The organism is Snodgrassella sp. B3800, assembly GCF_026535865.1.
GTDB classification, from domain to species: domain Bacteria; phylum Pseudomonadota; class Gammaproteobacteria; order Burkholderiales; family Neisseriaceae; genus Snodgrassella; species Snodgrassella alvi_E.
The window spans coordinates 835294-859008 of record NZ_JAFNPH010000001.1; the positions used below are offsets into that span (position 1 = coordinate 835294).

General features: G+C 48.7%; 16 protein-coding genes. 9 read left to right on the plus strand and 7 right to left on the minus strand.

What is annotated here, in order from left to right; genetic code table 11:
* Positions 1–82: 82 nt before the first annotated feature.
* The 3 genes from J3U64_RS03735 to J3U64_RS03745 are packed head-to-tail and all read right to left on the minus strand — an operon-like array spanning position 83 to position 2866.
* Positions 83–856, minus strand: a complete 774-nt coding sequence (locus J3U64_RS03735; protein ID WP_267408323.1) for a ferredoxin--NADP reductase — start codon at positions 854–856, stop codon at positions 83–85.
* A 49-nt stretch (positions 857–905) separates the two neighbouring features.
* A complete protein-coding gene (locus tag J3U64_RS03740) occupies positions 906–1688 on the minus strand; it encodes a J domain-containing protein (protein WP_267408324.1) in 783 nt (260 codons plus the stop codon).
* Between the two features lie 20 nt (positions 1689–1708).
* Positions 1709–2866 carry a trans-sulfuration enzyme family protein gene (locus J3U64_RS03745; RefSeq protein ID WP_267408325.1) on the minus strand — a complete coding sequence of 386 codons (1158 nt, stop codon included), beginning with the start codon at positions 2864–2866 and terminating at the stop codon, positions 1709–1711.
* A 257-nt stretch (positions 2867–3123) separates the two neighbouring features.
* On the opposite strand from J3U64_RS03745, the gene folE2 reads away from it, so the two are divergent.
* Positions 3124–3897, plus strand: coding sequence for a GTP cyclohydrolase FolE2 (gene folE2, locus J3U64_RS03750; RefSeq protein WP_267408326.1), 774 nt, complete (start codon positions 3124–3126; stop codon positions 3895–3897).
* Positions 3898–4051: 154 nt separating this feature from the next.
* A complete protein-coding gene (gene dsbD, locus J3U64_RS03755; RefSeq protein WP_267408327.1) occupies positions 4052–5911 on the plus strand; it encodes a protein-disulfide reductase DsbD in 1860 nt (619 codons plus the stop codon).
* Between the two features lie 77 nt (positions 5912–5988).
* Here dsbD and J3U64_RS03760 read toward each other — a convergent pair whose 3' ends face one another.
* Positions 5989–6360, minus strand: coding sequence for a hypothetical protein (locus tag J3U64_RS03760; RefSeq protein ID WP_257377951.1), 372 nt, complete (start codon positions 6358–6360; stop codon positions 5989–5991).
* Positions 6361–6602: 242 nt separating this feature from the next.
* On the opposite strand from J3U64_RS03760, the gene recC reads away from it, so the two are divergent.
* The 5 genes from recC (at position 6603) to J3U64_RS03785 (ending at position 17688) form a co-directional block, all read left to right on the plus strand.
* Positions 6603–9830: an exodeoxyribonuclease V subunit gamma gene (recC, locus tag J3U64_RS03765; protein WP_267408328.1), complete on the plus strand. Its 3228-nt coding sequence runs from the start codon at positions 6603–6605 to the stop codon at positions 9828–9830.
* Positions 9827–13456: an exodeoxyribonuclease V subunit beta gene (gene recB, locus J3U64_RS03770; RefSeq protein WP_267408329.1), complete on the plus strand. Its 3630-nt coding sequence runs from the start codon at positions 9827–9829 to the stop codon at positions 13454–13456. The genes recC and recB overlap by 4 nt, the downstream gene beginning before the upstream one ends.
* A gap of 50 nt (positions 13457–13506) precedes the next feature.
* Positions 13507–13908 (plus strand): hypothetical protein, encoded by a 402-nt coding sequence (locus J3U64_RS03775; RefSeq protein ID WP_267408330.1) that lies wholly within the window; start codon positions 13507–13509, stop codon positions 13906–13908.
* A gap of 253 nt (positions 13909–14161) precedes the next feature.
* Positions 14162–15475: a DUF445 domain-containing protein gene (locus J3U64_RS03780; protein WP_267408331.1), complete on the plus strand. Its 1314-nt coding sequence runs from the start codon at positions 14162–14164 to the stop codon at positions 15473–15475.
* Between the two features lie 119 nt (positions 15476–15594).
* A complete protein-coding gene (locus tag J3U64_RS03785) occupies positions 15595–17688 on the plus strand; it encodes a TonB-dependent receptor domain-containing protein (protein ID WP_267408332.1) in 2094 nt (697 codons plus the stop codon).
* Positions 17689–17759: 71 nt separating this feature from the next.
* Here the strand turns inward: J3U64_RS03785 and J3U64_RS03790 are convergent, their stop codons facing one another.
* The 3 genes from J3U64_RS03790 to J3U64_RS03800 form a co-directional block, all read right to left on the minus strand.
* Positions 17760–18260, minus strand: a complete 501-nt coding sequence (locus J3U64_RS03790; protein ID WP_100139635.1) for a Spy/CpxP family protein refolding chaperone — start codon at positions 18258–18260, stop codon at positions 17760–17762.
* Positions 18261–18450: 190 nt separating this feature from the next.
* The gene (locus J3U64_RS03795; protein WP_267408333.1) at positions 18451–20859 is read right to left on the minus strand and encodes a membrane-bound PQQ-dependent dehydrogenase, glucose/quinate/shikimate family; all 2409 of its coding nucleotides are present in this window, start codon (positions 20857–20859) and stop codon (positions 18451–18453) included.
* 466 nt (positions 20860–21325) lie between these two features.
* Positions 21326–22501: a phosphoglycerate kinase gene (locus J3U64_RS03800; RefSeq protein ID WP_267408334.1), complete on the minus strand. Its 1176-nt coding sequence runs from the start codon at positions 22499–22501 to the stop codon at positions 21326–21328.
* Positions 22502–22755: 254 nt separating this feature from the next.
* Here J3U64_RS03800 and J3U64_RS03805 point away from each other — a divergent pair, with 254 nt between their 5' ends.
* Together J3U64_RS03805 and J3U64_RS03810 are read left to right on the plus strand one after the other, a co-directional pair.
* Positions 22756–23139: an MAPEG family protein gene (locus tag J3U64_RS03805; RefSeq protein WP_267408335.1), complete on the plus strand. Its 384-nt coding sequence runs from the start codon at positions 22756–22758 to the stop codon at positions 23137–23139.
* Positions 23140–23255: 116 nt separating this feature from the next.
* A complete protein-coding gene (locus J3U64_RS03810; protein WP_267408336.1) occupies positions 23256–23672 on the plus strand; it encodes a GFA family protein in 417 nt (138 codons plus the stop codon).
* Positions 23673–23715 lie beyond the last annotated feature (43 nt).

The following is a 23715-nucleotide window of genomic DNA, read 5'->3' on the forward strand; positions in this document are numbered from 1 at the left end:
TATTTCAAGCGACTCAGGCATGAATTCACAATATCTCAAATTGGAAAAATATGCTGAACGCAATTGAATATCGTACTCTTTGTTAAAAACCATTTTCCATAATAATCTGCCCTGGTACTCTATTGCGATGCATGCTATAGCCCATATTCAGCAGTGACTGAAATGTATCAGCTACCATGCTTGGATTGCCACATAACATAAACCGAGTCTTCTCTGGAGTAAAATCAAGCCGTAAGCCCTTGGCTAGAGAACCATTTGACAATAATTGTGGTAAACGTTCATTCAGCGCACCTGTGACATTTTCACGGGTAACCACTGGTTGGTAGGATAATCTATCAACATATTCACCAACCAGCGGATGATGATTTAATTCATTGATATAATTGCTAAAAATTAATTCATTTGCGTGAGAAACAGAATGCACCAGCCCGATTTGCTGAAAACGCTCCCACACCGATGGTTGTTGTAGCATAGACAGAAACGGTGCGATGCCGCTGCCGGTACTGAGCAGAACCAGTTGTTCACCATCGGTGAAGCGGCCAGGCAATAGAAAGCCAAATGCAGTTTTATCAAGCAGGATGGTGTCTTCTGCTTTTAGCTGTGCCAGCCTTGCACTCATCGGCCCGTTTTCAATCAGTACCACAAAAAATTCTAATGTCTCAGCATATTCGGCTGAGACAATGGAATAGGCGCGCCAGATATATCCAGCGCCATCGCGAAAACCCAATCGCGCAAACTGGCCGGCACTGAAGCGATAGGCTTCGGGGCGGGTAATGGCAAAAGTCAGCAGTTTCGGGGTATGGTATTTTACCCACAGTACAGTTTCTTCGGTAAATTTGGCTTCAGCAGCCTGCATGCAGTTGTTCCTGTGTCGGCCACCAGCCAAGCGGCGGCGCTGTATTGAGTTAGAGTCTGATATCGATGTCCTGATATTTGCGGCTGATTTCGGTATTTTTGATTTCAATGCCGTCGCTTACTGCCCATTTACCATCGTTGATACGCTGGTATTGCAGGCTGAAGTCGCCATCGCCGATTTTATGCAGGGCAAAGGTTTCGCCCGCTGGAATATAAAAAGAGCGGATAGCGGTGAATTTTCCAGCGTGCAATTCGTATAATTGGGCAAATACCGGCGATTGCAAGGATGAGGCGTGCACGATGATGGTATTATTACCGCGTTCACGCAAAACTGGATAACCGGATACATAGGCAGCCTTAAGCGGAAAAAGCTGTCCGTTGGGTGCTGTTAGCACTGGTGCGCCGTTCTGCGCAGGCGTATTTTCCGCAGGCGGATAGGCCAGACGCCACCATACGCCACTCATGGCTATCAGAATCGCGATACCCACTATCCACATCCACCCATGGCCATGGTCGTGCAGGTCAACCACGTGGTCTTGATGATTAGGTAGCAAAACTGGCGGAGCAAACGGGGTCTGCTTTCGAGCCAGTAAGGCCGGTGACACATGTGCTTGCAGGCTCTGGCGCGCAATCCACACATCATGATGGTGGCGTTTTTCTGGGTCCGAGAGCACGTTGTAGGCTTCGTTGATTTCAGCCATACGCTGATGTGCCTGCGGATTATGCGGATTGCGGTCTGGATGGTATTTTTGAGACAAAGCCCGATAGGCGGCGCGAATCACTTCTGCAGACGCGCCGGGAGCTACATTTAATACGTCGTAGTAATTGTGCACGGATTGTTCACTTACACTGGTTAAATCAAGGTATTGAGTGCATGGCTGATATCCTCCCAGATATCTTCGATATCTTCGATGCCGGCAGAAATACGCAGCAGACCTTCCCGAATACCTAATGCTTCTTTTACTTCTTTACTCATGCCGCTGTGCGACTGGCTGGAGCTGTGGTTAATTAAGCTTTCCACGCCACCAAGGCTAGCAGCCATGCGGATTAGGCGCAAGTTTTTAATTACGCTGTTTGCCGCTTCGCGGCTGTTCTGGCATAGGTAGATGGAGACTACTCCGCCGAAGCCATGCTTCATCTGTTTGCAGGCAATATCGTGATGTTCGTGTTCAGGCAGGCCGGGATAAAACACTTTTTCTACCGCCGGATGCTGCTTCAGCCGGCGCGCTAGCTCAGCTGCATTGGCCAGATGCCGATCCATGCGTACCACCAGAGTTTTGATACCGCGTAATACCAGCGCACAGTCCATTGGGCCGGCCACGCCGCCGGTTTGAATACTCAATGCTCGCAACTGCCGCGCATGTGCCTCATCTTTAACCACGACAATACCCATTAATACATCGGAATGTCCGCACAAATATTTGGTAGCAGAATGAAACACGATGTCTACACCCAGATTCAGCGGTTGCTGAACATAGGGAGTGCCAAAGGTATTGTCCATACCAACAATGGCTCCGGCTGCTTTGGCTTTCTCACACAATGCGGAGATGTCTACCAGACGCAATAACGGGTTACTCGGAGTTTCTAGCCATACCATTTTGACTTTTGTTTGTGCCAATATGCTATCCAGATTGGCTGGATTAGTGAGGTCTGCAAAAATAACATTCACGCCCCATTGGGCATACACTTCTGTGAGTAGGTCGTAGGCACCACCATAAATATCGGCTACAGCCACAATAGTGTCACCTGGACGCAGAAAAGTACGCCACACGGCATCAATTCCGGCCATACCACTGGCGTAGGCAAAGCCAGCGCAACCATTTTCCAGCTCGGCTACCGTATCTTCTAACACCTGACGGGTAGGGTTGGAGATGCGTGCATAACGAAACGGGATATTTTCGCCGATTTCATGCAGGGCAAACATGCTGTTTTGGTAAATAGGCGGCATTAAAGCACGGTTATGCTCTTCAGGCTGATAACTGGAATGAATGGTCTGTGTGGCAAATTTCATATTTTCTCCGCTGGGATAAGTCTTGGTTTTGTCGGTACCGCAGCAGGTACTGGCAATATACAGGCTGCAGCGGGTGCTTAGTTTAGCATGCACCCTGCTTCTGAGGCAGCTTCACGTTGCCGAATACCTAAACCCGAGTGATTTGCTCGGAATTAAACCATAAAGTATAATTTTACGCCTTATGTGCCGCCGGTTTGGATGTTTTTATAGTATCTGGCGGGCAGATTTGACATTGTTTCAAGAGGAAAACCATCAGAATGGACACTATTGCCGATGTGCAAAGCAGTGTTGATAAACGCAATATGCCAATCAATCAGGTTGGAGTGAAGGGCTTACGGCTACCGCTATGTATTATGAGTGCGGCCGGTGAACAACACACAATAGCTGATTTAACCATGACAGTAGCGCTGCCAGCCGAGCAGAAGGGCACGCATATGTCTCGTTTTGTCGAGTTAATGCAATCGCAGCAAGTCAGCATTGATTTTGCGGCGCTCAAAGAGCTTACCGTGAGCATGTTGCAGAAGCTACAGGCAACGGCTGGTAAAATCAGTATGCGTTTTCCTTTTTTTCGGCGCAAGCAGGCACCAGTGACGGCTATTTCCAGCCTGCTGGATTACGAAGTGAAGCTCTGTGGGGAGATCAAGGACGGTATTTATCAGCACACGTTGCAGGTAATGATTCCGGTAACTAGCTTATGTCCGTGTAGTAAGGAAATTTCGGCTTACGGTGCACATAATCAGCGCTCACATGTGACAGTTACACTACAATCCTGCGAAGCCGTGATGATTGAAGAAATCATTGATATGGTGGAGCAGCAGGGTTCCTGTCAATTATATGGTCTGCTGAAACGGCCGGATGAAAAATATGTAACTGAATACGCTTACGACAATCCGAAATTTGTTGAGGATATGGTACGTGATGTAGCTACGGCGCTTAAAGCCGACCTGCGCATTCAATCTTTTACCGTGGAAAGCGAAAATTTCGAATCTATTCACAATCACTCGGCCTATGCACTGATACAATACCCCTGATTTGATATCTCAACATTCAATCTTTATCCGTTTCTGTGTGGATAAACTTAGGAAACATAAGGGGAAGTGAATGGCTACCCCCGCCTGATTTTGCTGGTAGCCATTTACTGAGTTCGATGTTCTGGTTGGAATTAAACTGGCTACTGTGACATTTATGTATCACTCTTTTTCTCGCTTGCGTGTCTGCACGGATTTCCTACTGAAGCATTTGTTGCTGTTATCTGCGCTGCTATTGGTTCTAAGCCATACTGGGCTGGCAGCCGGTAATAACGGCAGACTGTTGCCGCCGGAACAGGCTTTTGTGCCACAGTTAAATGTACATGATAATGAAATACGGGTACATTTTGTTATTGCAAATGGCTATTATTTATACCGCAATAAAATTCTAGCTACTACTGAGCCGGCGGGCGTGCTCGGTGCCGCTCAGTTTAACCAGTCGGGAAAACAGAAAGAGGATGAATTCTTTGGCAAGCAAGAGGTTTATTACCAACATACTGATGTGGTCTGGCGCTATAACAAAGGCACACAAACCGAACCATATCAGCTGACCTTATCCTATCAGGGCTGTGCTGAAGCTGGTATCTGTTATCCGCCAGTGGAAAATACTCTTACCATCAGCCGCACTGGCAAATATCATATTGTCCCCTCTTCTGCGTCTACTCAGCCGGAGCTGGATAGTTTTAGCAGCCCTCCTGCTATTGCTCCACCTCCAGACTGGTCTGGCAATTCGGGCAGTGACAGTCTGTTTCAGTTATCCCGGACAACCCTAATTACCAATTTAATGACGTTTTTCATTGCCGGCATGGGTTTGAGCCTGACGGCATGTATGTATCCATTGCTGCCGATTGTGTCGGCAATTGTCATGGGTTCGCGCCAGAAAACTACAAAATGGCGGGCATTTCTGCTGTCGTTTGTGTATGTGCAGGGGCTGGCTTTTACTTACACCGTGGTGGGTATTGTAACGGCACGTACCGGAGCTTTTCTCACCGGCTGGCTACAACAGCCGGCAGTAGTGCTATCTGCAGCAGCAATATTGGTGGTTCTGGCATTGTCGATGTTTGATTTATACAGTATTCAGCTACCCGCCAGCTGGCAGGCATATTTTCAACGCATGAGCAACCATTTCCGTGGCGGTCATTTATTATCAGTACTGGTTATGGGGGCATTGTCGGCACTAATTATCGGTCCTTGTGTTGCACCGCCATTGGCTTTTGCGCTTGGCTATATTGGTCAGAGCGGTGATGCTGCTCTGGGAGGTATGGCACTGTATGTCATGGCACTGGGTACTGGTGTTCCACTGATTCTGATTTCCGTATTTGGCGTACATATTCTACCGCGTGCCGGAAACTGGATGACATGTGTAAAATATTTATTCGGGTTGATGCTATTGGGCGCGGCCACTTATATTGCCACCCCGTTTCTAAACTACTATTTGGTAATCATCATTTATACCTTGCTGATGGTTGCACCGGCGTGTTATCTGGGCTGGCAGTGGTATTATGCCCCCAAACGCAGACGCTGGTTCACAGCACTGGCCGGCATACTATTTCTGACTGGTGGTATTTATTTTATGACAGCCAGCGTCATGCACTATGTCACCCCGCTCCATCGTTTTTTGACATTAACACCGCCAAACGGCCAGCATTTCGGACGATATTTCACTAAGCCAATTCATTTGCGACAGGCCATGCAGGAGCTGTTTGATAAGGATCCAGACAAACCGGTAGTCGTAGATTTCTATGCCGACTGGTGCATTTCCTGTAAAGAAATGACAGCGTTTACATTAAGTAATGCTGCGGTCAGAAGAGTTATTGAAGAAGATCGCTTCTTACAAATCGATGTTACCAATAATACACCAGCGCAACGACACATGTTGCAACAGTATGGCTTGTACGGACCACCGGGTCTATTTGTGGTACACAGTAACGGCTATCGCAGTAAACCCTTAATTGGCTATGTACCAGCACCGGAATTATTAAGTTGGTATGACAAACAAGTACAGAAAGCACAATAAATTAGCAGCCTCGCTGCAAATGCAGGGAGGCTGCCGCGCAGATAACAAACTGTATCGGCTGTATCAAAGAAAAGTGTTTAGTCGTGATATTTGCGGTCGGCTACTTTTAGTGCTCTCCGAGCTAAAGCCAGATTGGCAGTTTTACGGTCGAGTACCATAAACATGAATACGCCTTTCACATTCTTCATCGGCCGCAGTAAGTAATACTGTTTGTGCAGACTGATGAGAATATCATCTATTGCATCTTCATTACTTTCCTGCCCATAGAGGCGTGCAATGGCTTTTACCTCGGAACGAACAATTTCAGTATTGCCAGCAGAAAGAATGTCCAGATCCATGCCAGACGGGCTGACTCCATCTATAAACATTCCGCTTTCATAATCCACGACAGCACACGCCATGACACCTTTAGTTGCCGCCAGCTCATCAATGACGCCTTCAAATCTCACTGTGATATCCTTCTTCTGATGCCATACTTGCTTATGGCAGGGTATTTAAGCATCTATTTTCCAATTTTTTCCCGCTTTTGACCAGCATTAACTATTTTTTTAACTCGATGCTCTTTTCGATATTCATTTATCTTCATACAGATAGCCCAGTCAGCCCTCAGAAGCAAATTCCAGTTCTGAATCAGATGCAAACCACCGTGCTACCGCTATAATAGCAACATTGAACAGGGGCGGAAGCTGTTATGCTGTATGTTTATCAATCCAATCACTTATCTGATTTAGCTGCACTTTTGGCCAGCGTGTATCAGCACACCGCCGAGTATTCAGCTTGGACACCGACTGAAATTGTAGTTCAAAGTCAGGGTATGCGCCGCTACCTTAACCACTATCTGGCTCAGGAACACGGCATCGCAGCCAATCTGCATTTCAGCCTACCAGCTGCTTACATCTGGCAGTTAACTCATAAAGTACTACCTGACACGCCCAGACTCAATCCTTTTCAGACAGATGTGCTACGCTGGCGCCTATTCAGCCTGTTTCGTAGCAATGATTTACAGGGAGCGCAATTATGCCTGACTGCCAAAGCATTGCAATCATACCTTGAAAGCAGTATACAGGCACCCTACCATCTTGCCGGCAAACTTGCAGATATGTTTGACCAATATTTAATTTATCGCAATGATTGGATAAATAATTGGCAAAAAAAAGAATTAGTTGGTCTTGGAGAAGATGAGGACTGGCAGGCAGAATTATGGTATTGGCTAAGCAAGGAAACCAGTTTCCCCCATCGTGCAGGCCTAATGCAAGATTTTATGTCACAGCTGCGAGAAGAACACCTACCGAAACGTATTTTTGTTTTTGGCATTGCTACTCTGGCTCCAGTCTATCTACACGCTTTGCAGATAATGGCACAGCACACTGATGTACATGTGTTTGCAGTGAATCCATGTGCCGAATACTGGGGCAATGTCCTTTCTGCTGATTTACTGCTCGAGCAGCAGCAAGCGGATTCAAGTATGGTCGGCCATCCACTACTCGCCAGTCTGGGAAAACAGGGGCGTGATTTTTTTGATGCACTCAATGATTTAGGCGAAGTGGTGTACATGCCACCAGTTTATGCAGAATGCGGCTACACTGCCGACAGCCTGCTACACCGGCTACAAAACGATATTCAGTGTCTGCACCATCCCAAACAGACCGAGCCACCTTATGTACAGCAAGCTTATGATAATTCTATACAGATTGTGTCTGCACACTCTTGCTTACGTGAGCTGCAAATTCTGAAAGAGCAGCTGATGCAGGATTTAGCCACACATCCAGAGTGGCAGCCACAAGACATTGCCGTACTCACTCCGCATATCGAGCCTTATTTACCGTTCATACATGCGGTATTTGGTCAGACTCAGGGCAACACCCCTGCACTGCCCTACAACATTGCTGACGTAAAAATCAGCTTGCAGGAGCCATTACTGCAATTGCTGGAAAAACTCTTGCAACTCATGCAAAGCCGCTTCGACATCGAAAGCATACAGCCCTTATTAGACGAATCACCGCTGCGCGCACGTTTCGATTTAAGTGACAGCGATGTGGAACTAATTAGCCGTGTCTGGCGAGAACAAGGTGTGCGCTGGGGCATAGACACAGATATGCGCCATAAATATGGCGGTGAAAGCAAACTTTTTACTTGGCAGCAAGCACGAGAACGAACTGTACTAGGCTGGCTGCTGCCAGACGATAAACGCACTGCCCTGTGGCAGCAACAATTGCCATGGTTTGGCGATGTTGGTCAGACAGAGATTCTAGCTCGGGGACAACAATTAATTGATTGTCTGATTAAGCACCACAGCTGCTGGCAAAGCGCTGCCAGCATCAGCGATTGGATTGCCCGCACACGCCTGCTCCTGCGCGATATAGCCGATGCAGATTCTCTGGCTGGTCAAGCCATGCAGCAATTGGAAACCAGCCTTGGCGAATGGCAGGCACAAGCAGAGCTGGCACAATTTGAGTGTCTAATTGAGCCAGAAATTGCCATAGAGCATTTACAGAACTATCTATCCGGCACTCGTCAGGCCGGCTTTTTACGGGGTGGCATCACCTTTTGCAGTATGGTGCCGATGCGCAGTCTACCCTTTCGTTGCATTTGCCTACTTGGTCTAAACGACGGAGACTACCCGCGTACCACTAAATCCGCTGCTTTCGATTTGATTGCCCGCCATCCACGCCAAGGCGACCGTGCACGCCGAAACGACGACCGCTATCTGTTTCTCGAATCCATTTTGAGCGCACAAGAGAAACTCTATCTGTCATACATTGGTAAAGATATACGCAAAAACGAAGAGTTGGCACCCTCTGCCCTACTGCATGAGCTAATAGATGTACTGTCTGCTATGACCGGCTGCAACCCATTGCAGTTCAATCAGCAACATATCATTCGCCATCCATTACAACCGTTTTCCTATCGATATTTTAACGGAGACCTAAATAGCAGCCGCTCTGATTATGCCGAAGCTTTGAATCAAAAAATGGTCAAGCCACTACCATTTTATGCAGCCACAGAAGAAGCCGAACCACAACCACAAGAAATTGATACTGAAACGTTTATCCGTTTCTGGCGCAATCCGGTACGCCATTGGCTACAACAACAATTGCAATGGCAGGCACCGTATCAAGAAGCACCGGTCAGCGCCGCAGAACCATTTGCCATTGAAAACAGCGCCTTAATCTATAGTGCTTACACGCGCGCGCGCCAGCAGCATCTGGATTTTAACGACGTGGATGCAGCATTGGCGGTCAGCGGACTGGTGCCAGAAGGCGCGCTTGGTTTAGTTGTCAGCCAGACTTTACGCACCCAAACACTCGCTCTGGACGGTGAAATACTGTTTAGCCCCGCTGTAGCCGATATCGCTTTCGTTTTCAATCATCAACAGCTTCAGCTTAATGGCAACATCAGCCATATACACCAGTGCGGACAATTACTCGAGCGCTCTCAGGCGCCCACCGCACCAGATAACATTGAATTGTACCTGCGCCATTTACTTTTTTGCGCCTGCGCCACTGAGTTTAAACAGGATACCTACGAGCTATACCCGCCCCAGCCTCGCAAGCTAGCCGCACTAAGCCGGCCGGATGCACAGGCGCAGCTGGCCTTATGGCTGGATTATTACCAGCTTGGGCAATACCGGCCACTGCCGTTTTTTCCGAAAACCAGTCTCAGTGCCGCCCGCTACTGGTATAAGCGCCTACAAAAAGCCAACACTCCAGCAGAATATGGCTCGGAAGAACGCAGCGCAGCTTTTAAAATGTATATAGACAGCCACAACGGCAAACCGCAGGCCGAATATCCCGAAGTAGCCCAAGTATTCGGCCGTGACGACACCCTGCCGATTGACAGCCCGCTGTTTTGGCAGCTGATTGAAGAACTACTTCTGCCAATGATGGCCACGCTGGAAACAGCCGAAAAAGAACAATGAGCCAAGCCTTAAATCCCATTACCATGCCCTTGCACGGCAGCAGCCTCATAGAAGCTTCTGCCGGTACCGGCAAAACATTCAACATCGCAGCTTTGTTTGCACGGCTGGTACTGCTGGAACACATGCCGGTAGACGCCATACTGGTGGTGACCTTCACCAAAGCCGCCACTGCCGAACTAAAAACCCGCCTGCGGACACGCCTCAACCAAGCTCTGGCCTTACTTCAAAACACTCTGCCCGCCGAACAAAACGATCCGGTACTGCAACAGCTGATTGACTATGCGCGTGCTCAGGAAGACGAAAACAGTCTGATACTGCGCCTACAGGCAGCGATTACCCAATTCGACCGCGCCGCCGTCTACACTATTCACGGCTTCTGTCAGCGCGTACTCACTGACTACGCCTTTTTGTGCCAGACACCGTTTGATACTGAAACCATCGAAACCGACCCTGAACTATTGTGCCGGTTTGCCGAAGATTTCTGGCGCCGGCAAGTCAGCAACAACAACAGCTTAGCTGAGCTTGTGGTAACCTACAAACTAACACCGGCACGCCTAATGCGTGAAATGGGTCGTTATTGTGGTATAGCCGATATCCAGTTGCGCCAGCCGCCGGCTGTAAACAAAGATGCTATCCATGCATGTTGGCAGCAGACCTGGCACACTGTCAGTACGCGCTTTGCTCATATTCAGGATGCTTTCTGGCAATTACAGCCACATCTCAACGGCAATATTTATCGCACTAGCAGCTACCAACAACTTTTCTGCGAACTACAATCAGCTTTGGAAAGTGTAGCCAGCATACCGACCTTTTCCACAGCAACACTAGAAAGATGTGCCAAACTGTCTGCTGACCAGCTGCACGAAAAAACCAGAAAAGGACAAACTCTAAACGATGTACTGGTAGCGGAAGTAGCGGTATTAGCCGAGTTAGCCGCTGCTTTCAGCGCCTTGCAAGCTGCAGACACAAGCGTTGTACTGCAATTACAGCTGGATTGCTTCAATTACGTAAAACAGTGTTTGAGCGAACATCGGCGCCACAGCCATCAACGCAGCTACGACGATCTTCTTGCCGACGTTGGTATGGCACTATCTACAGAAAATCCCATGGCCTCTGCACTGGCTGCCGCATTAGCACAAACATGGCAAATAGCACTTGTAGACGAATGCCAAGACACCGACCCGCTGCAATACAAAATATTCAAAACCGCTTTCGCCGAGCAAAATCGACCACTGATTATGGTTGGCGATCCCAAACAAGCTATTTATCGTTTTCGCGGTGCCGACATTCATGCCTATCTACGTGCTGCCGCCGATACTCCGCCGCAACAGCGCTACACCCTCACCACCAATTACCGCAGCCATCAGGCACTCGTACAGGCAATCGGGCATCTCTTCAATGGCAAACAGCTGCCATTTGTGCTGGAAGGTATCGATTACCCACCGGTACAAGCACAGGCGCTTGAAAGCCGCCTGCATAGCAGACTGAACAAAACAGTCGTACCTGCCGTGGTCGTACGCTGGCTACCAGAACAAATTGAGCTCAACAGCAAAGGCGAAGAGCTTATCCCCAATAAAGACAGCTTGCGTGTACGTGCAGCAGAATGCTGTGCCCACGAAATAGCCAGCCTGATTAATCAAGGCAGACGAGATGAACTGTTACTCAATACTCGGCCATTACAGGCAGGCGACATCGCCGTACTGGTACATTCCCACAACGAGGGCAGCATGATTGCCAGTGCACTTAAACGCTGCGGTATCATGAGTGTGTCACTGGGTAATCAGTCCGTATTTGCCAGTACCGAAGCACAGGCTGTACTGGCGCTGCTCCGTTTTTGGCTGCAACCACAACGTACCGAAATTTTGCGCTTTATTCTTGGCGGCATACTGTATAACCAAACAGCGGCACAACTGGCACAACTGAACGAAAACGAAAACGACCTCAGCGAATGGATACAACTGGCACAGCAAACCCGCGAGCTATGGCAGCAGTACGGGATTTATAGCGCCATGCAGTGGTTTGCCGGCCACACCAGCATGGAAACGAACCTGCTTAGCCAGCGCAATGAACGCAGCCTGACCAATCTGTGGCAACTCACTGAATTACTTGCCGACGCCGAACAAACCCTGCCCACCGCCACCGCCTTGCTCGACTGGCTAGCCAGTGCCATCGACAACGAACGGCCGGCAGCTGAAAACAGCCTGCTGCGGCTGGAAAGCGACGAAGCATTGGTTAAAATTGTTACCATGCATGCCTCCAAAGGGCTAGAATATCCTGTCGTATTCTGTCCTTTTGTTTGGGACGGCAAAGAGGCCATCAGCAATCAGGAAAATTGGCAGCGCTTGCATCAGCAGGATAAGACAGAACTGATTGCCAGCAGCCTCCTTAGCGACACTGACCGCACAGAATTGGTACGCGAAAGCATGGCCGAACGTTTGCGCCTGTATTACGTAGCTTTCACCCGTGCCCGTGAACAACTCATTCTCTATACAGCCGCCTGCAACAACACCGCCAGCAACCCTATGGCATGGTTACTGGACGGACAGCCCGACGGCACACTTGAACAATCACTACAGTTTTGGCAACAAACCCATAAAAAAAATCTCTCCAGCACCCTGCATGCAGCATGGCAAAAACGATTAGCCGGCTGCAGCACATCCATGTTTCACTGGTGCGAAGGCAGTGTTGCGCCTACCGTTGCGGATGAAGCAGCAGCGCCAGAGCAACCCTATCGCGCCCTGACCCTGCCACCACGAGAATTTCAGACTGTACGCTATACCAGCTTCACCAGCTTAAGCCGCCACGAATACCGTCACCACGAACACAGCCTCGAAGAAGAAAAACTGGCACCAGCACTCGATCAGGCGGAAATATTGTCACAGCCTGCAACCCCCGTCGCTGAAGCCGAAACCGCCCTATTGGCATTTGAACGTGGCATCAATGCCGGCTTGTGCCTGCATGCCATACTAGAACAGACTGAATTTAGCCAGCCAGCCAACAGTGACGAACAAGAACAAATACTTGCCTGTCTCGCCCGCTACGGTTTCGATAACACCCATGCTGCTACCATGCAGGAACTCAGCGATGCCGTACGCCACTGCCCCTTGTCCGCACAGACCACCATAGCAAACCTGCCCATCACACAGCGCGTTGCCGAAATGAATTTCATGCTACACGTCGACGACTTTAATATCGCAGATTTACAACAGTGGTTTGCCCAAGCACCCGGCCTGCCTGAATGCTGTGTTCAGGCAGCTCAAGAGCTGGACTTTGCCACCGTCAGCGGCTATATCAACGGCGCCATCGACCTAATGGGCGAAGACATTAACGGGCAAGTATATGTAATTGATTACAAATCTAACCATCTGGGCAACCGCCTTGACGACTATACCCAGGCAAACATGGACACCGCTATCGCCAGACATCATTACTATTTACAGGCACTCATCTACAGCATCGCCTGCGCCCGATTTTTGCACAGCCACGGACAGCTGCCGCCCACCATCAGCGTACGGTATCTGTTTCTGCGCGGCCTTAATCCGCTCAATCAGCATGGCATCTGGCAGTGGGATATCGATACCAGTACCCTGAAGCCATGGCTGCCAGCACATGACAAAGCAAAATAGCTGCGGTATATTGAACGTAACTGCCGTAAATTCGCTAAGGAAGCAACAGTATGCTAAATAAACCCGAAGAATTCATCATGGCCATTCTCGCCGGCATCTGGGTAGTGATCACCTTTATTATCTGCCGCTATCTACAACTGCCAACAGATACGGGTTTGCTCGTCACCACCTTGACACTGGTGTGGGCACTGGTGTTTTTTCTTCTATGGCAACGCGCACGCACGCGCAACATATGGCCATTATTTTTGGGTTTACTGGTCATGTGCTGGTGGCGTGCCATTCACCACGGCTCAAGCGAAATCATGCTCAATAGTGATGGCAGCACTACCAAATTGGTACATTGGTACGGCAGCTGGACAGCACTCATTATCTACGCCCTGATTCCGGTTATTGCCGGCTATGCTTTCAAATGGTGGCAGCATAAACAGCAACGCACGCAGCCTAGCGTTTAAATTTCTATTCGCATCACGCCTATCGTGCGGCAAAACCATAGTTTTGCCGCAAATTCATTTACGCATGATAGGCGGCTTTCCCACTGTCCAAACCCTGCCATCAAAAAAACAACAGCCTGTCACACGCACCTGCTCCCAAAATCCATATTTTTACTTAATCGGGTAAAATTCCGGAAATCAGACTGGATAACCGGTCACCAGCCACTAAAATCACTACATCTACCACTACTACAGAACACCATCAGCCCAAACCATGTCCCAAACCGTACAGAATTTGCAGCAACGCCGTCGATTAGGCCGCATGCGCCTACTGGCTACCAGCCTACTGTTTGCTGCCTGCGTCTTATTTGTGTTCAGTTGTCTATGGCAGCAGCACTATCCGGCACTCGCTTACCTGAAAGCATTTGCCGAAGCAGCCATGGTAGGTGCACTGGCAGACTGGTTTGCTGTTACCGCTCTATTCCGCCATCCACTCGGTCTGCCCATTCCTCACACCGCCATTCTGCCGCAAAAGCAAAATAAAATTGCCGACGAGCTCGCACGCTTTATCGAAAACAATTTTTTGCAAGACAAAGCCATCGCCAGCCGCATTTATCGTCTGCATCCGGCCACCAGCGCATTACAATGGCTGGTCAATACACACAACCAACAGCAATGGTTGCCCATCCTTACTCGTCAGATTCCTCTCCTATTACGCACCGCTACCGCTAGCGATGTATCCCGATTCATCAGCCAACTGCTAAATACACAGTACAGTGGTGCCCGCATAGGTAGAACACTGGCCAACATTCTACTGCTAATCAATAAACAAGGAATCGACTCCATTCTCCTGCGTGCTCTATTACAACAAGTGCGCTGCTGGTTACAAAACGAACAGACACGAGCCCAGCTGGAAAAAAGTCTGCTGTCATGGGTAGGCAGAATTGAAAAAAGCGATCCATCCACATGGGACAAACTCAAAGCCTCCCTTAAAACCACCCTCACTGCACAGATAGATGATTGGGTAGCCGGCAAAGCCCTCAACTGGGCTGATTCCTATATAGACGCTGTACTGTCCAATCCACAACATGCATTCTGGCGTGCCAGTCGCAAACAGCTTCTTATCATCGAGCGGCAGTTACGCCGCAACCGCAGCTGGCACCGCAAACTGGCCACCAGCCGGCAGCAACTACTACAATCATCCGCCTTACAGCAAAGCATCAAAGATTTATGGGATAGCTTCGTCGGCTGGAGTGAGCAGGACATCACTCAACATAACTCTTGGTGGCAGCAACAGCTCATCCGCCTGTGTTGCCATATGCAACAGCAAGCCAGCCAGTATCCACAATTTATGCGCCGGCTCGACACCCGCATCACACTATGTGCACGCCATTTCATCCAGCAGTACAAAAATCGCGTCAGCCAGTTTATCGCAGACAAAGTAAAAAGCTGGGACAGCCGGCAGATGGTAGATAAACTCGAGCTAAGTGTTGGCCGCGATTTACAATTCATCCGCATCAACGGCACATTGGTGGGCGGATGTATCGGTCTCATCATCTACGTACTATCACAATGGTTAAGTCACTAAAAAATTAAAGCACATTAACCTGTCCCCCTAAACAAATGATTTTATTGTTTAAAGATTTGTTTGTATTGATTAAGATATAATAAGCCACATCCATACCTGCATCTGGACAGACTCACCCCATGTATATTCCCTCCCGCTTTCTTGTTTTTCTTGCACTGTCCTGCATTCTCGTCAAAGCACAGGCTCAGCCCCAGCCAGTTAATTCTGATTCTCATACCGCCGAACTAAGTCCCATTGTGGTTGTTGCTTCAAAGCAAAATGCACCCGGTATCGAAATTATCGACCCCAAAACCGCCCTTCAACCCCTACCGACACAGGATGGTGCCGACTTACTCAAATCCGTAGCCGGCATGAGTGTTACCCGCAAAGGCGGTAGCTCCGGCGACCCTTTGCTGCGCGGTCTTGGCGGTTCGCGCCTGCTCATTACCGCCGACGACCAGTTTGTACTCGGTGGTTGCCCCGGACGCATGGACCCGCCCACATCCTACCTCTTTCCGGCCAGCTACGACCGCGTAATCATTACTAAAGGCCCTCAGGCCGTTAATCAAGGGCCGGGCATGATTACTGGTTCAGTCCGATTCATGCGTGACGAAAAACCACTCACACAGCCCACGGCCAAACTCGATATCGCCCTTACCAAAGGCTCATTTGGCCGTAGCGATGCCTACATAGACAGCACATTAGGCAACCAGTACGGCTGGCTGCGACTTAATGCCAGCCATAACGAATCAAAAGACTACAAAGATGGTGATGGTGACACCGTTCATTCCGCTTTCAAGCGCAACAACCAGATGGTGCAGGCTGCCCTCACACCCTTCACCGATACCTTGCTGGCCGTACAGTACGAACACAGCACCGGCCATGCCCGCTATGCCGACCGATCAATGGACGGTACCCAATTTAACCGCCGTGGCTGGTCAATGAAACTGCGTCAGCAAAACATAACCGACTGGCTAAGCCAGATACAGTTTGAATACGGCCGCAGCAAAATTGATCATGTCATGGACAACTTCAGCCTGCGTACTACTCCACCAATGAAAATGAATGGCGGCATGGGTATGGGCATGAAAATGGGTACAGGCATGAACGGAATGGACAGTACGCATCAAGCAGCCATGCCGGTACGGCACATGTATTCAGTCATGAATCCAGGACGTGAAATTAAATCAGCCAAACTGTCGGCACAAATAGAGCTTGGCAACACCCACAGCGAAATTGGCACAGACTGGCAGAGTGACGAAGTCAGCGCACGCCCGATGGTAATGAGCACAGACAAACATCAGGCAGAAAACTTCACCAGATGGCCGTTTGAATGGAATCAGACTTATAAACGCCATGGCGTCTACGTGCAAAGCGAATGGAATTTCGACGAAAACAATAGCCTCTACGGTGGTCTGCGTCACGACTGGACCAATACCCAGTTCAACCCTAAGAAAAATACCATTGCCCCAAATTATCTACATCAACATGAAGGCCTAAACGCAGGCTTCATGCGTTTGCAACACCGTGGTGACAGATTCACCAGCTATATTGGCTATGGTCAGGCCGAGCGTGCCCCCGATTACTGGGAACGCAGTAAAACAAATGGTGCAAAACTGCACAAAGAAACCAACCACGAAATCGACGCTGGCCTCAGCTATCAAGGCAGCAGCATCACCAGCTCCATCGACATCTTCGCTAGCAGAATCAATGATTTCATATTGATTGAAAGCATAAACAACAAAAATTTTGCCCGCCAGATTAATGCCCGTCGCTATGGCTTCGAAGCCAAAACTAACTGGCAGTTTGCCCCACACTGGAATCTTGGTGGCAGTCTAGCTTATACCTATGCCAGCAACCGCAGCGACAAACGGCCGCTAGCACAAACCCCACCACTAGAATGGCGCACCTATCTCAACTGGGAAAACGAACACTTCAGCGCCGGTGCCCTTTGGCGTTTAGCTGCCAGCCAACATCGCTATGCCAAAAATCAGGGCAACATCGTCGGCATGGATTTAGGCCGCATCAATGGTTTCGGCACGCTTGCCCTCAATGCAGGCTGGAAACCCAACAAACACGCACTCGTACAAATCGGCATCGACAACCTCTTCAACAAAACCTATGCCGAAGCTGTCAACAAATCTGCCTACGACTTCGACACCTATTCCGTACAGGAACGTCGCGTCAACGAACCCGGCCGTACTCTTTGGGCACGGGCTCAGATACGCTTCTGATACATTGCCAACCCACATACAAAAACCCCGGATATCCGGGGTTTTCAATCAACAGAATACACACCAGCGCATCAGCGCAACAACTTCTGCTGCTGGCGTAAATGCCAATATTGCTGCTGCTGTTTAGGCGTCAGAATCTGATAAATATCGTGTTCCCGTTTCAGCTGTAAAAAATCATAATCAGCGCGAGCCTGTTGTTGCTGCGCCCATATCTGCTGTTCCTGCGCAATCATATTCTTAGCCTTAGCATCATCAAAACGTTTGCCAGTAACCAGATTTCTACGCAGCTGCTGAAGATTAGACAATGTCTGCCGATTTTCATTACTCATCAACGGACGCTGACTAGCATATTGATGATCAATTTTCTGCACCAGCGCCTTCTGTTGCGTACTCAAATTCAACTGCGGCAAAATTGAATGCGTATTCACCCACCCTTTTACCGGTGCATGTTCTTGAACCACTACAGTTTCAGTCATCACCGCAGTGGGCACCTCCGTTGCGGGTGCTGCAAAAGCGGCCATACTCAAAGAAGACAAAGCAGCCAGCGTTACTACACGGGTAAAACTTTTCATAACACAACTCCTTATTATTTCAGTTAACAATGCACCACAGCATCACATTCTTATATCATCAACAGTATTTCATAAACCAGCGTAAAAACAGGAATATAAATGCAATTAATAAGTAAACAATGCCATTATAGCGCCATCAGAAAAAAAACAGCACCTGCATTACAGGTGCTGTTGAATCAAACGGCCAGAATTATTTCTTATCCGGCAGCGCATAAGCAATTACGTAATCGCCTACATCCGTAGCATGGCTGGTGCCACCAGCTGAAATCACTACATATTCCTTACCTGTTTTCGGCGAAACATAAATCAGCGGAGCAGCCACAGAACCTACCGGCAGACGCGCTTTCCACACTTCCTTACCTGTTTTCGCATCCAGAGCACGCAGATAATAATCCTGCGTACCAGCAAAGAACACCAGACCAGAAGCTGTAGCCGTAGGGCCGCCCAAAGTAGGCATACCAATCGGCATTTGCTGATGCGTCTTAATACCCAGCGGACCAGTATCCTGCACCGTACCCAAAGGTACCTGCCATACCAGCTGCTTAGTGGTTAAATCAATAGCACTCATTGTACCGAACGGAGGCTGCTGACACGGCACACCCAGTGGAGACTGCAGAATATCAATCTTCACCCCACCATAAATACCTGCCACCTGCGGCCGGATTGTACCCATAAAGCCAGGTACTTCATCAGTGGATACCTTATACTGCTTAGCCTGCTCACGGGTGACCAACTGCATACGCAGCGCCATGCGCATATCATTAACAAACATTAGATTGCGCGATTCATCAATCGAAATACCGCCCCAGTTCATACCACCCAATAGACTAGGCCATTCAATATAGGGTTGCACACCCGGTGGCGTGAAACGGCCTTTGTATACCGATTTCTTAAACAAAATACGGCAATACAGCTGGTCAAACGGCGTAATACCCCACATCCGTTGCTCAGTCAGCGTTTCATTTCCGATACTCGGCATACCTACCGAATCCGGCTGCGTAGTCGCCAGACGCTCACCTTCTGCAGCCGGAGCAGTCGGTACAGGCCGTTCCACTACCTTAGTCACAAACTCACCATTGCGACGGTCAATCACAAAAATCTGACCGGTCTTAGTAGTCTGAATCAGAGCAGGAACTTTCTGTCCTTTATCATTAGTCACATCATACAACACCGGCTGAGAAGGCAGATCATAGTCCCACACATCATGGTGAATCAGCTGTCGCACCCAGCGCAGCTTACCCGTGCTGGCATCTAGAGCCACCACAGCCGCACCGAATTTTTCTTTAATGTGATTGCGGTCACCGCCCCAGTAATCCGGAGGGCCATTACCAGTTGGTAAGTAAACTTGATTCAGTTCCTTATCATAAGTAGGAATAGTCCATACATTTGGCGTTTCTAAGGTATAGTTCTGACCAGGTTTAGCTAAACCATCCGGTTTACCAATATCCCAAGTCCACACCAGCTTACCGTCACGCACATCAAACGCACGCACCGCACCGGAAGGCTCACCATGCACGATATCACGTACCCAGCCGCCAACCACCGTCAGATGCCCCATCATTACCGGTACCGAAGTTGGGTGATAGCGCTTACTGTTTTCAGTCGGCCCCATATACGTTTTCAGGTCCACATAGCCTTTATTACCGAAACCTGGGCACAACGTACCTTTATCCGCATCCAGTGTAAATAAGCGTGCATCAACAGTAGAAACCACAATACGGCGGCGGCATACTGGCTCAGTATAGGCTGCTTTCTCAGCTGCAGTCAGACTTTCGTCCTTATCCATATCATAATAGCCAACACCACGACAGGTCACATGTTCAGCTGTACGCGCTTTCGGGTCAAAGCGCCAAATCAGCTTACCTGTATCCGCGTCAATAGCCGAAACCAAATTTTCCGGCGTACACGAATATAGTTTGTCACCAATCTGCAACGGCGTATTCTCATCCACACCAATTGCTTTGCCACTGGTACGGCGGCCGGTATGGAACGTCCATGCCACCTGTAGATTACGTACATTATCCGGATTAATTTGGGTATAAGGCGCAAAACGTGTCCCATGCTGATTACGGCCAAAAAATGCCCAATCAGCTGGATTACGCGCACTTACCTGAGCAGCAGCTGCATTCTCGCTAATGGCGACCTGATTACGAATCTCACCATGTGGAAAATATGCCGCAATCAGCGTAGCCAGCAACGCTAGGAAAATAACTGCTCCGCCCCAGTTGTAGAAACGGCGCGCCCCAGTCGAAACACCTGAATAACCACTGCCTGACCAGAAAGTCATCATCAGCAGCAGAGCCGGCACTACCAGTCGCGACAATAGCGGCCAGAAAGTCAGCTCCGGTGCATCCACCAATGCCCAGATAAACGTTGCCACAAAAATCAGCAGTGAAACTAAAGCCATACAAGACTTACGCTTAGCTACCAGCACCGCCAGCACCAGATAAGCAATACCGGCCAGCAGATAATACATGGATCCGCCCTGCATCAGCAGCACAATCCCGCCATAGCCCAGCGCCAGACCACTTGCCAGTAAAATCAATACCAGCAGCCAGCGAGGTAAACAACGCCAGCAACCACCTGAAGAACCAGACATCAACTACTCCTAACCTGAAGTGTGTGAATAAAAAATTGCCACCCAACACGCAAAGCCTCCACCCTGCCCGTCAGCCAGCAATCAATACCAATATTTGAAATAATTATTTATAAATCAATGAAATTAAATGACTTAAACAAACAAAATTAAAATAAAATTAACAAAACAGCATTATTATTAACTTGAAAATAAGCCATTGTCAAAAAATTAACATTCAGGCTATAGTTGATAAGTAAAAACAGACCAAGCAAAAAATTAAAAAAGTGCGCATTTTGAAAAAAATTCTGCTTTCTGCCTGCGTCGGCACTCATTTAAATCCAAACAAATCCATATTCTCATTCTTTATCATCACATCAGAGTAGTCCTAACAGCCGGACTTACGGCCATAAAAAAAGCGAAACCGCTATTAGTAGCGGTTTCGCCATCATCATAGATACCAGAGCAGTACCGGCAGAATTATTCCGACCTACGCACGGGCAGTTAACGCAGCCACAGCTGGCAAAGTCTTACCCTCCAAAAACTCCAAAAATGCACCACCGCCAGTACTGATATAACTAATATCATCCTTGACACCAAACTGAGCAATCGCCGCCAGCGTATCGCCGCCACCGGCAATTGAAAAAGCTTCACTAGCCGCAATTGCCTCAGCCAGCACCTCAGTACCATGCGCAAACGAAGCAAACTCAAACACCCCTACTGGGCCGTTCCAAACAATTGTTCTGGCCGATTTCAGCATCTGTGCCAGCTTTTGTGCCGACTGCGGGCCAATATCCAAAATCATATCATCCGCCGCCACATCTGCCACATTTTTGATTTCAGCCGGCGCATCTGCCGCAAAGCGTTTTGCCACTACCACATCAGTGGGCAGGGGAATATCCCCGCCCTTAGCCGCAATTTTGTCCAGAATCTGCCGCGCACTGTTTACTAGCTCCGATTCCGCCAGCGACTGTCCCACTGGCAAGCCTTGTGCCAGCAAAAAAGTATTAGCAATCCCACCGCCAACAATCAAATGGTCCACTTTATCAGCCAAACTCTCCAGAATCGTCAGTTTAGTCGATACCTTACTGCCTCCCACAATCGCAACCACCGGTGTTTGGGGATTTTGCAACGCTTGTGACAGCGCATCTAGCTCAGCAGTCAACAGCATACCAGCACAGGACATACCCGCCACCGCGGCTACCGCCACAGTAGAAGCTTCAGCTCGGTGTGCCGTCCCAAACGCATCATTTACATACACATCACCCAGCGCAGCATAGGCCGCAGCCAGAGCTGAGTCATTTTCTTTTTCACCAACATTCAGGCGCACATTAGGCAGCATCACCACCTCTCCCGCCTGTAACTGTGGTTTATGCTCACGCCAATCTTCCACTACCCTGACTTCTTGCCCCAGCAGCTCGCCTAGACGCTGTGCTACCGGCGCCACACTGTCTTCCGGCTTCGGTGCTCCAGCTTTCGGACGCCCCAGATGCGTCAATACCACCACAGCAGCCCCTTGCTGCAAACAAAAACGGATTGAAGCCAGCGAAGCACGAATGCGCGTATCATCTGCAATCACACCATCCTTTACCGGCACATTCATATCCACCCGAATAACAACAGTCTTGCCCGACACATTCTGGTCAGCCAACTTTTTAAACAACATGGTAGAGTTCCCGAAACAAAAAACGCCGACAAAATCGCCTTACCACCCAAAACCGCCCGACGACCACCTCATCAGCGCAACAAACACATAAAAATAGTTATCAAGCACAAAAAACTTGAAAAACTTTGAATTATCTTATAATTTAAATTCAGGGTAAAGTCAGAAACCGGATAAAACCGAAAGCACATATACCCTTAATATAGTTAAAACCATTATCAACCCAACACATAAGCATACTCAAACAGGATAACATCATGACCCTTGCCTACTGGTGTATTTTTATAGCCATGCTACTGCCATGGATTACCGCCTTTTATGCAAGAAAAATCGGTGGTTTCATCGCCGACGACAATCATCGACCGCGCGCATTTCTGGCTAGAGCGTATGACAAAGCTGCTCGCGCCGATGCAGCGCAACAGAATGGTTACGAAATTTTTGCCCCCTTTGCCGCTGCGGTTATCATAGCTCATGCCACTGGCAAGGCTGCCCAGATCACTATTAATTACTGGAGCGTTCTATTCATACTCAGCCGGCTAGGTTACCTATATTGCTACATCAAAGATAAACCCTTTGCCCGCTCCTGCATTTGGGGTGTAGGCGTCGTGTGCATCATCTCCTTATATATCGCTTCCATCTAAAAGTGTAGTCTGTAGCAATATAAAAACATAACCAAAGCTTACAGACAACAGTAGTCAGACCAAAAGCCTAACTACTGCCGTCTACTACGCTTTACATATTCTATCGGAGTCCATACATGGCAAATCACACTGCCTCATGTTTGTGTGGAAAAATTACTTTTTCCCTTGAACTGGAAGATTATTCCATGAATGCCTGCCACTGCCATACCTGCCGCCAATGGAATGCTGGTCCATTAATGACCATCATGCATGCTGGCAAAATTCACTTTCACAACAAAGAGCTGATTACTCATTATCAATCATCAGAATGGGCAGAACGGGCATTCTGTTCAGCATGCGGCACCCATCTTTACTACCGATTAAAACACAGCGGCCGATATTACATAGCTGCATGGATTTTCAAACCACCCCTGCCACTGGACTTCAACCTACAAGTGTATATAGACAACAAACCTGACTGCTACACCTTCGCCAATCAAACCCAAAACATGACAGAAGCCGACATTCTGCAAATGATTGAAGATAAAAACTAAAATACCAAGTCACACCATATCAACTGGTATAGTTTCTGACAAA

Bases quoted from the DNA above. Each gene is read 5' to 3' on its own strand.
- J3U64_RS03790 (WP_100139635.1), bottom strand. From the start codon at position 18,260: ATGAAAAGTTTTACCCGTGTAGTAACGCTGGCTGCTTTGTCTTCTTTG.
- recC (WP_267408328.1), top strand. From the start codon at position 6,603: ATGCTGTATGTTTATCAATCCAATCACTTATCTGATTTAGCTGCACTT.
- J3U64_RS03745 (WP_267408325.1), bottom strand. From the start codon at position 2,866: ATGAAATTTGCCACACAGACCATTCATTCCAGTTATCAGCCTGAAGAG.
- J3U64_RS03800 (WP_267408334.1), bottom strand. From the start codon at position 22,501: ATGTTGTTTAAAAAGTTGGCTGACCAGAATGTGTCGGGCAAGACTGTT.
- J3U64_RS03775 (WP_267408330.1), top strand. From the start codon at position 13,507: ATGCTAAATAAACCCGAAGAATTCATCATGGCCATTCTCGCCGGCATC.
- folE2 (WP_267408326.1), top strand. From the start codon at position 3,124: ATGGACACTATTGCCGATGTGCAAAGCAGTGTTGATAAACGCAATATG.
- J3U64_RS03735 (WP_267408323.1), bottom strand. From the start codon at position 856: ATGCAGGCTGCTGAAGCCAAATTTACCGAAGAAACTGTACTGTGGGTA.
- J3U64_RS03785 (WP_267408332.1), top strand. From the start codon at position 15,595: ATGTATATTCCCTCCCGCTTTCTTGTTTTTCTTGCACTGTCCTGCATT.
- recB (WP_267408329.1), top strand. From the start codon at position 9,827: ATGAGCCAAGCCTTAAATCCCATTACCATGCCCTTGCACGGCAGCAGC.
- J3U64_RS03805 (WP_267408335.1), top strand. From the start codon at position 22,756: ATGACCCTTGCCTACTGGTGTATTTTTATAGCCATGCTACTGCCATGG.
- J3U64_RS03780 (WP_267408331.1), top strand. From the start codon at position 14,162: ATGTCCCAAACCGTACAGAATTTGCAGCAACGCCGTCGATTAGGCCGC.
- dsbD (WP_267408327.1), top strand. From the start codon at position 4,052: ATGTATCACTCTTTTTCTCGCTTGCGTGTCTGCACGGATTTCCTACTG.
- J3U64_RS03810 (WP_267408336.1), top strand. From the start codon at position 23,256: ATGGCAAATCACACTGCCTCATGTTTGTGTGGAAAAATTACTTTTTCC.
- J3U64_RS03795 (WP_267408333.1), bottom strand. From the start codon at position 20,859: ATGTCTGGTTCTTCAGGTGGTTGCTGGCGTTGTTTACCTCGCTGGCTG.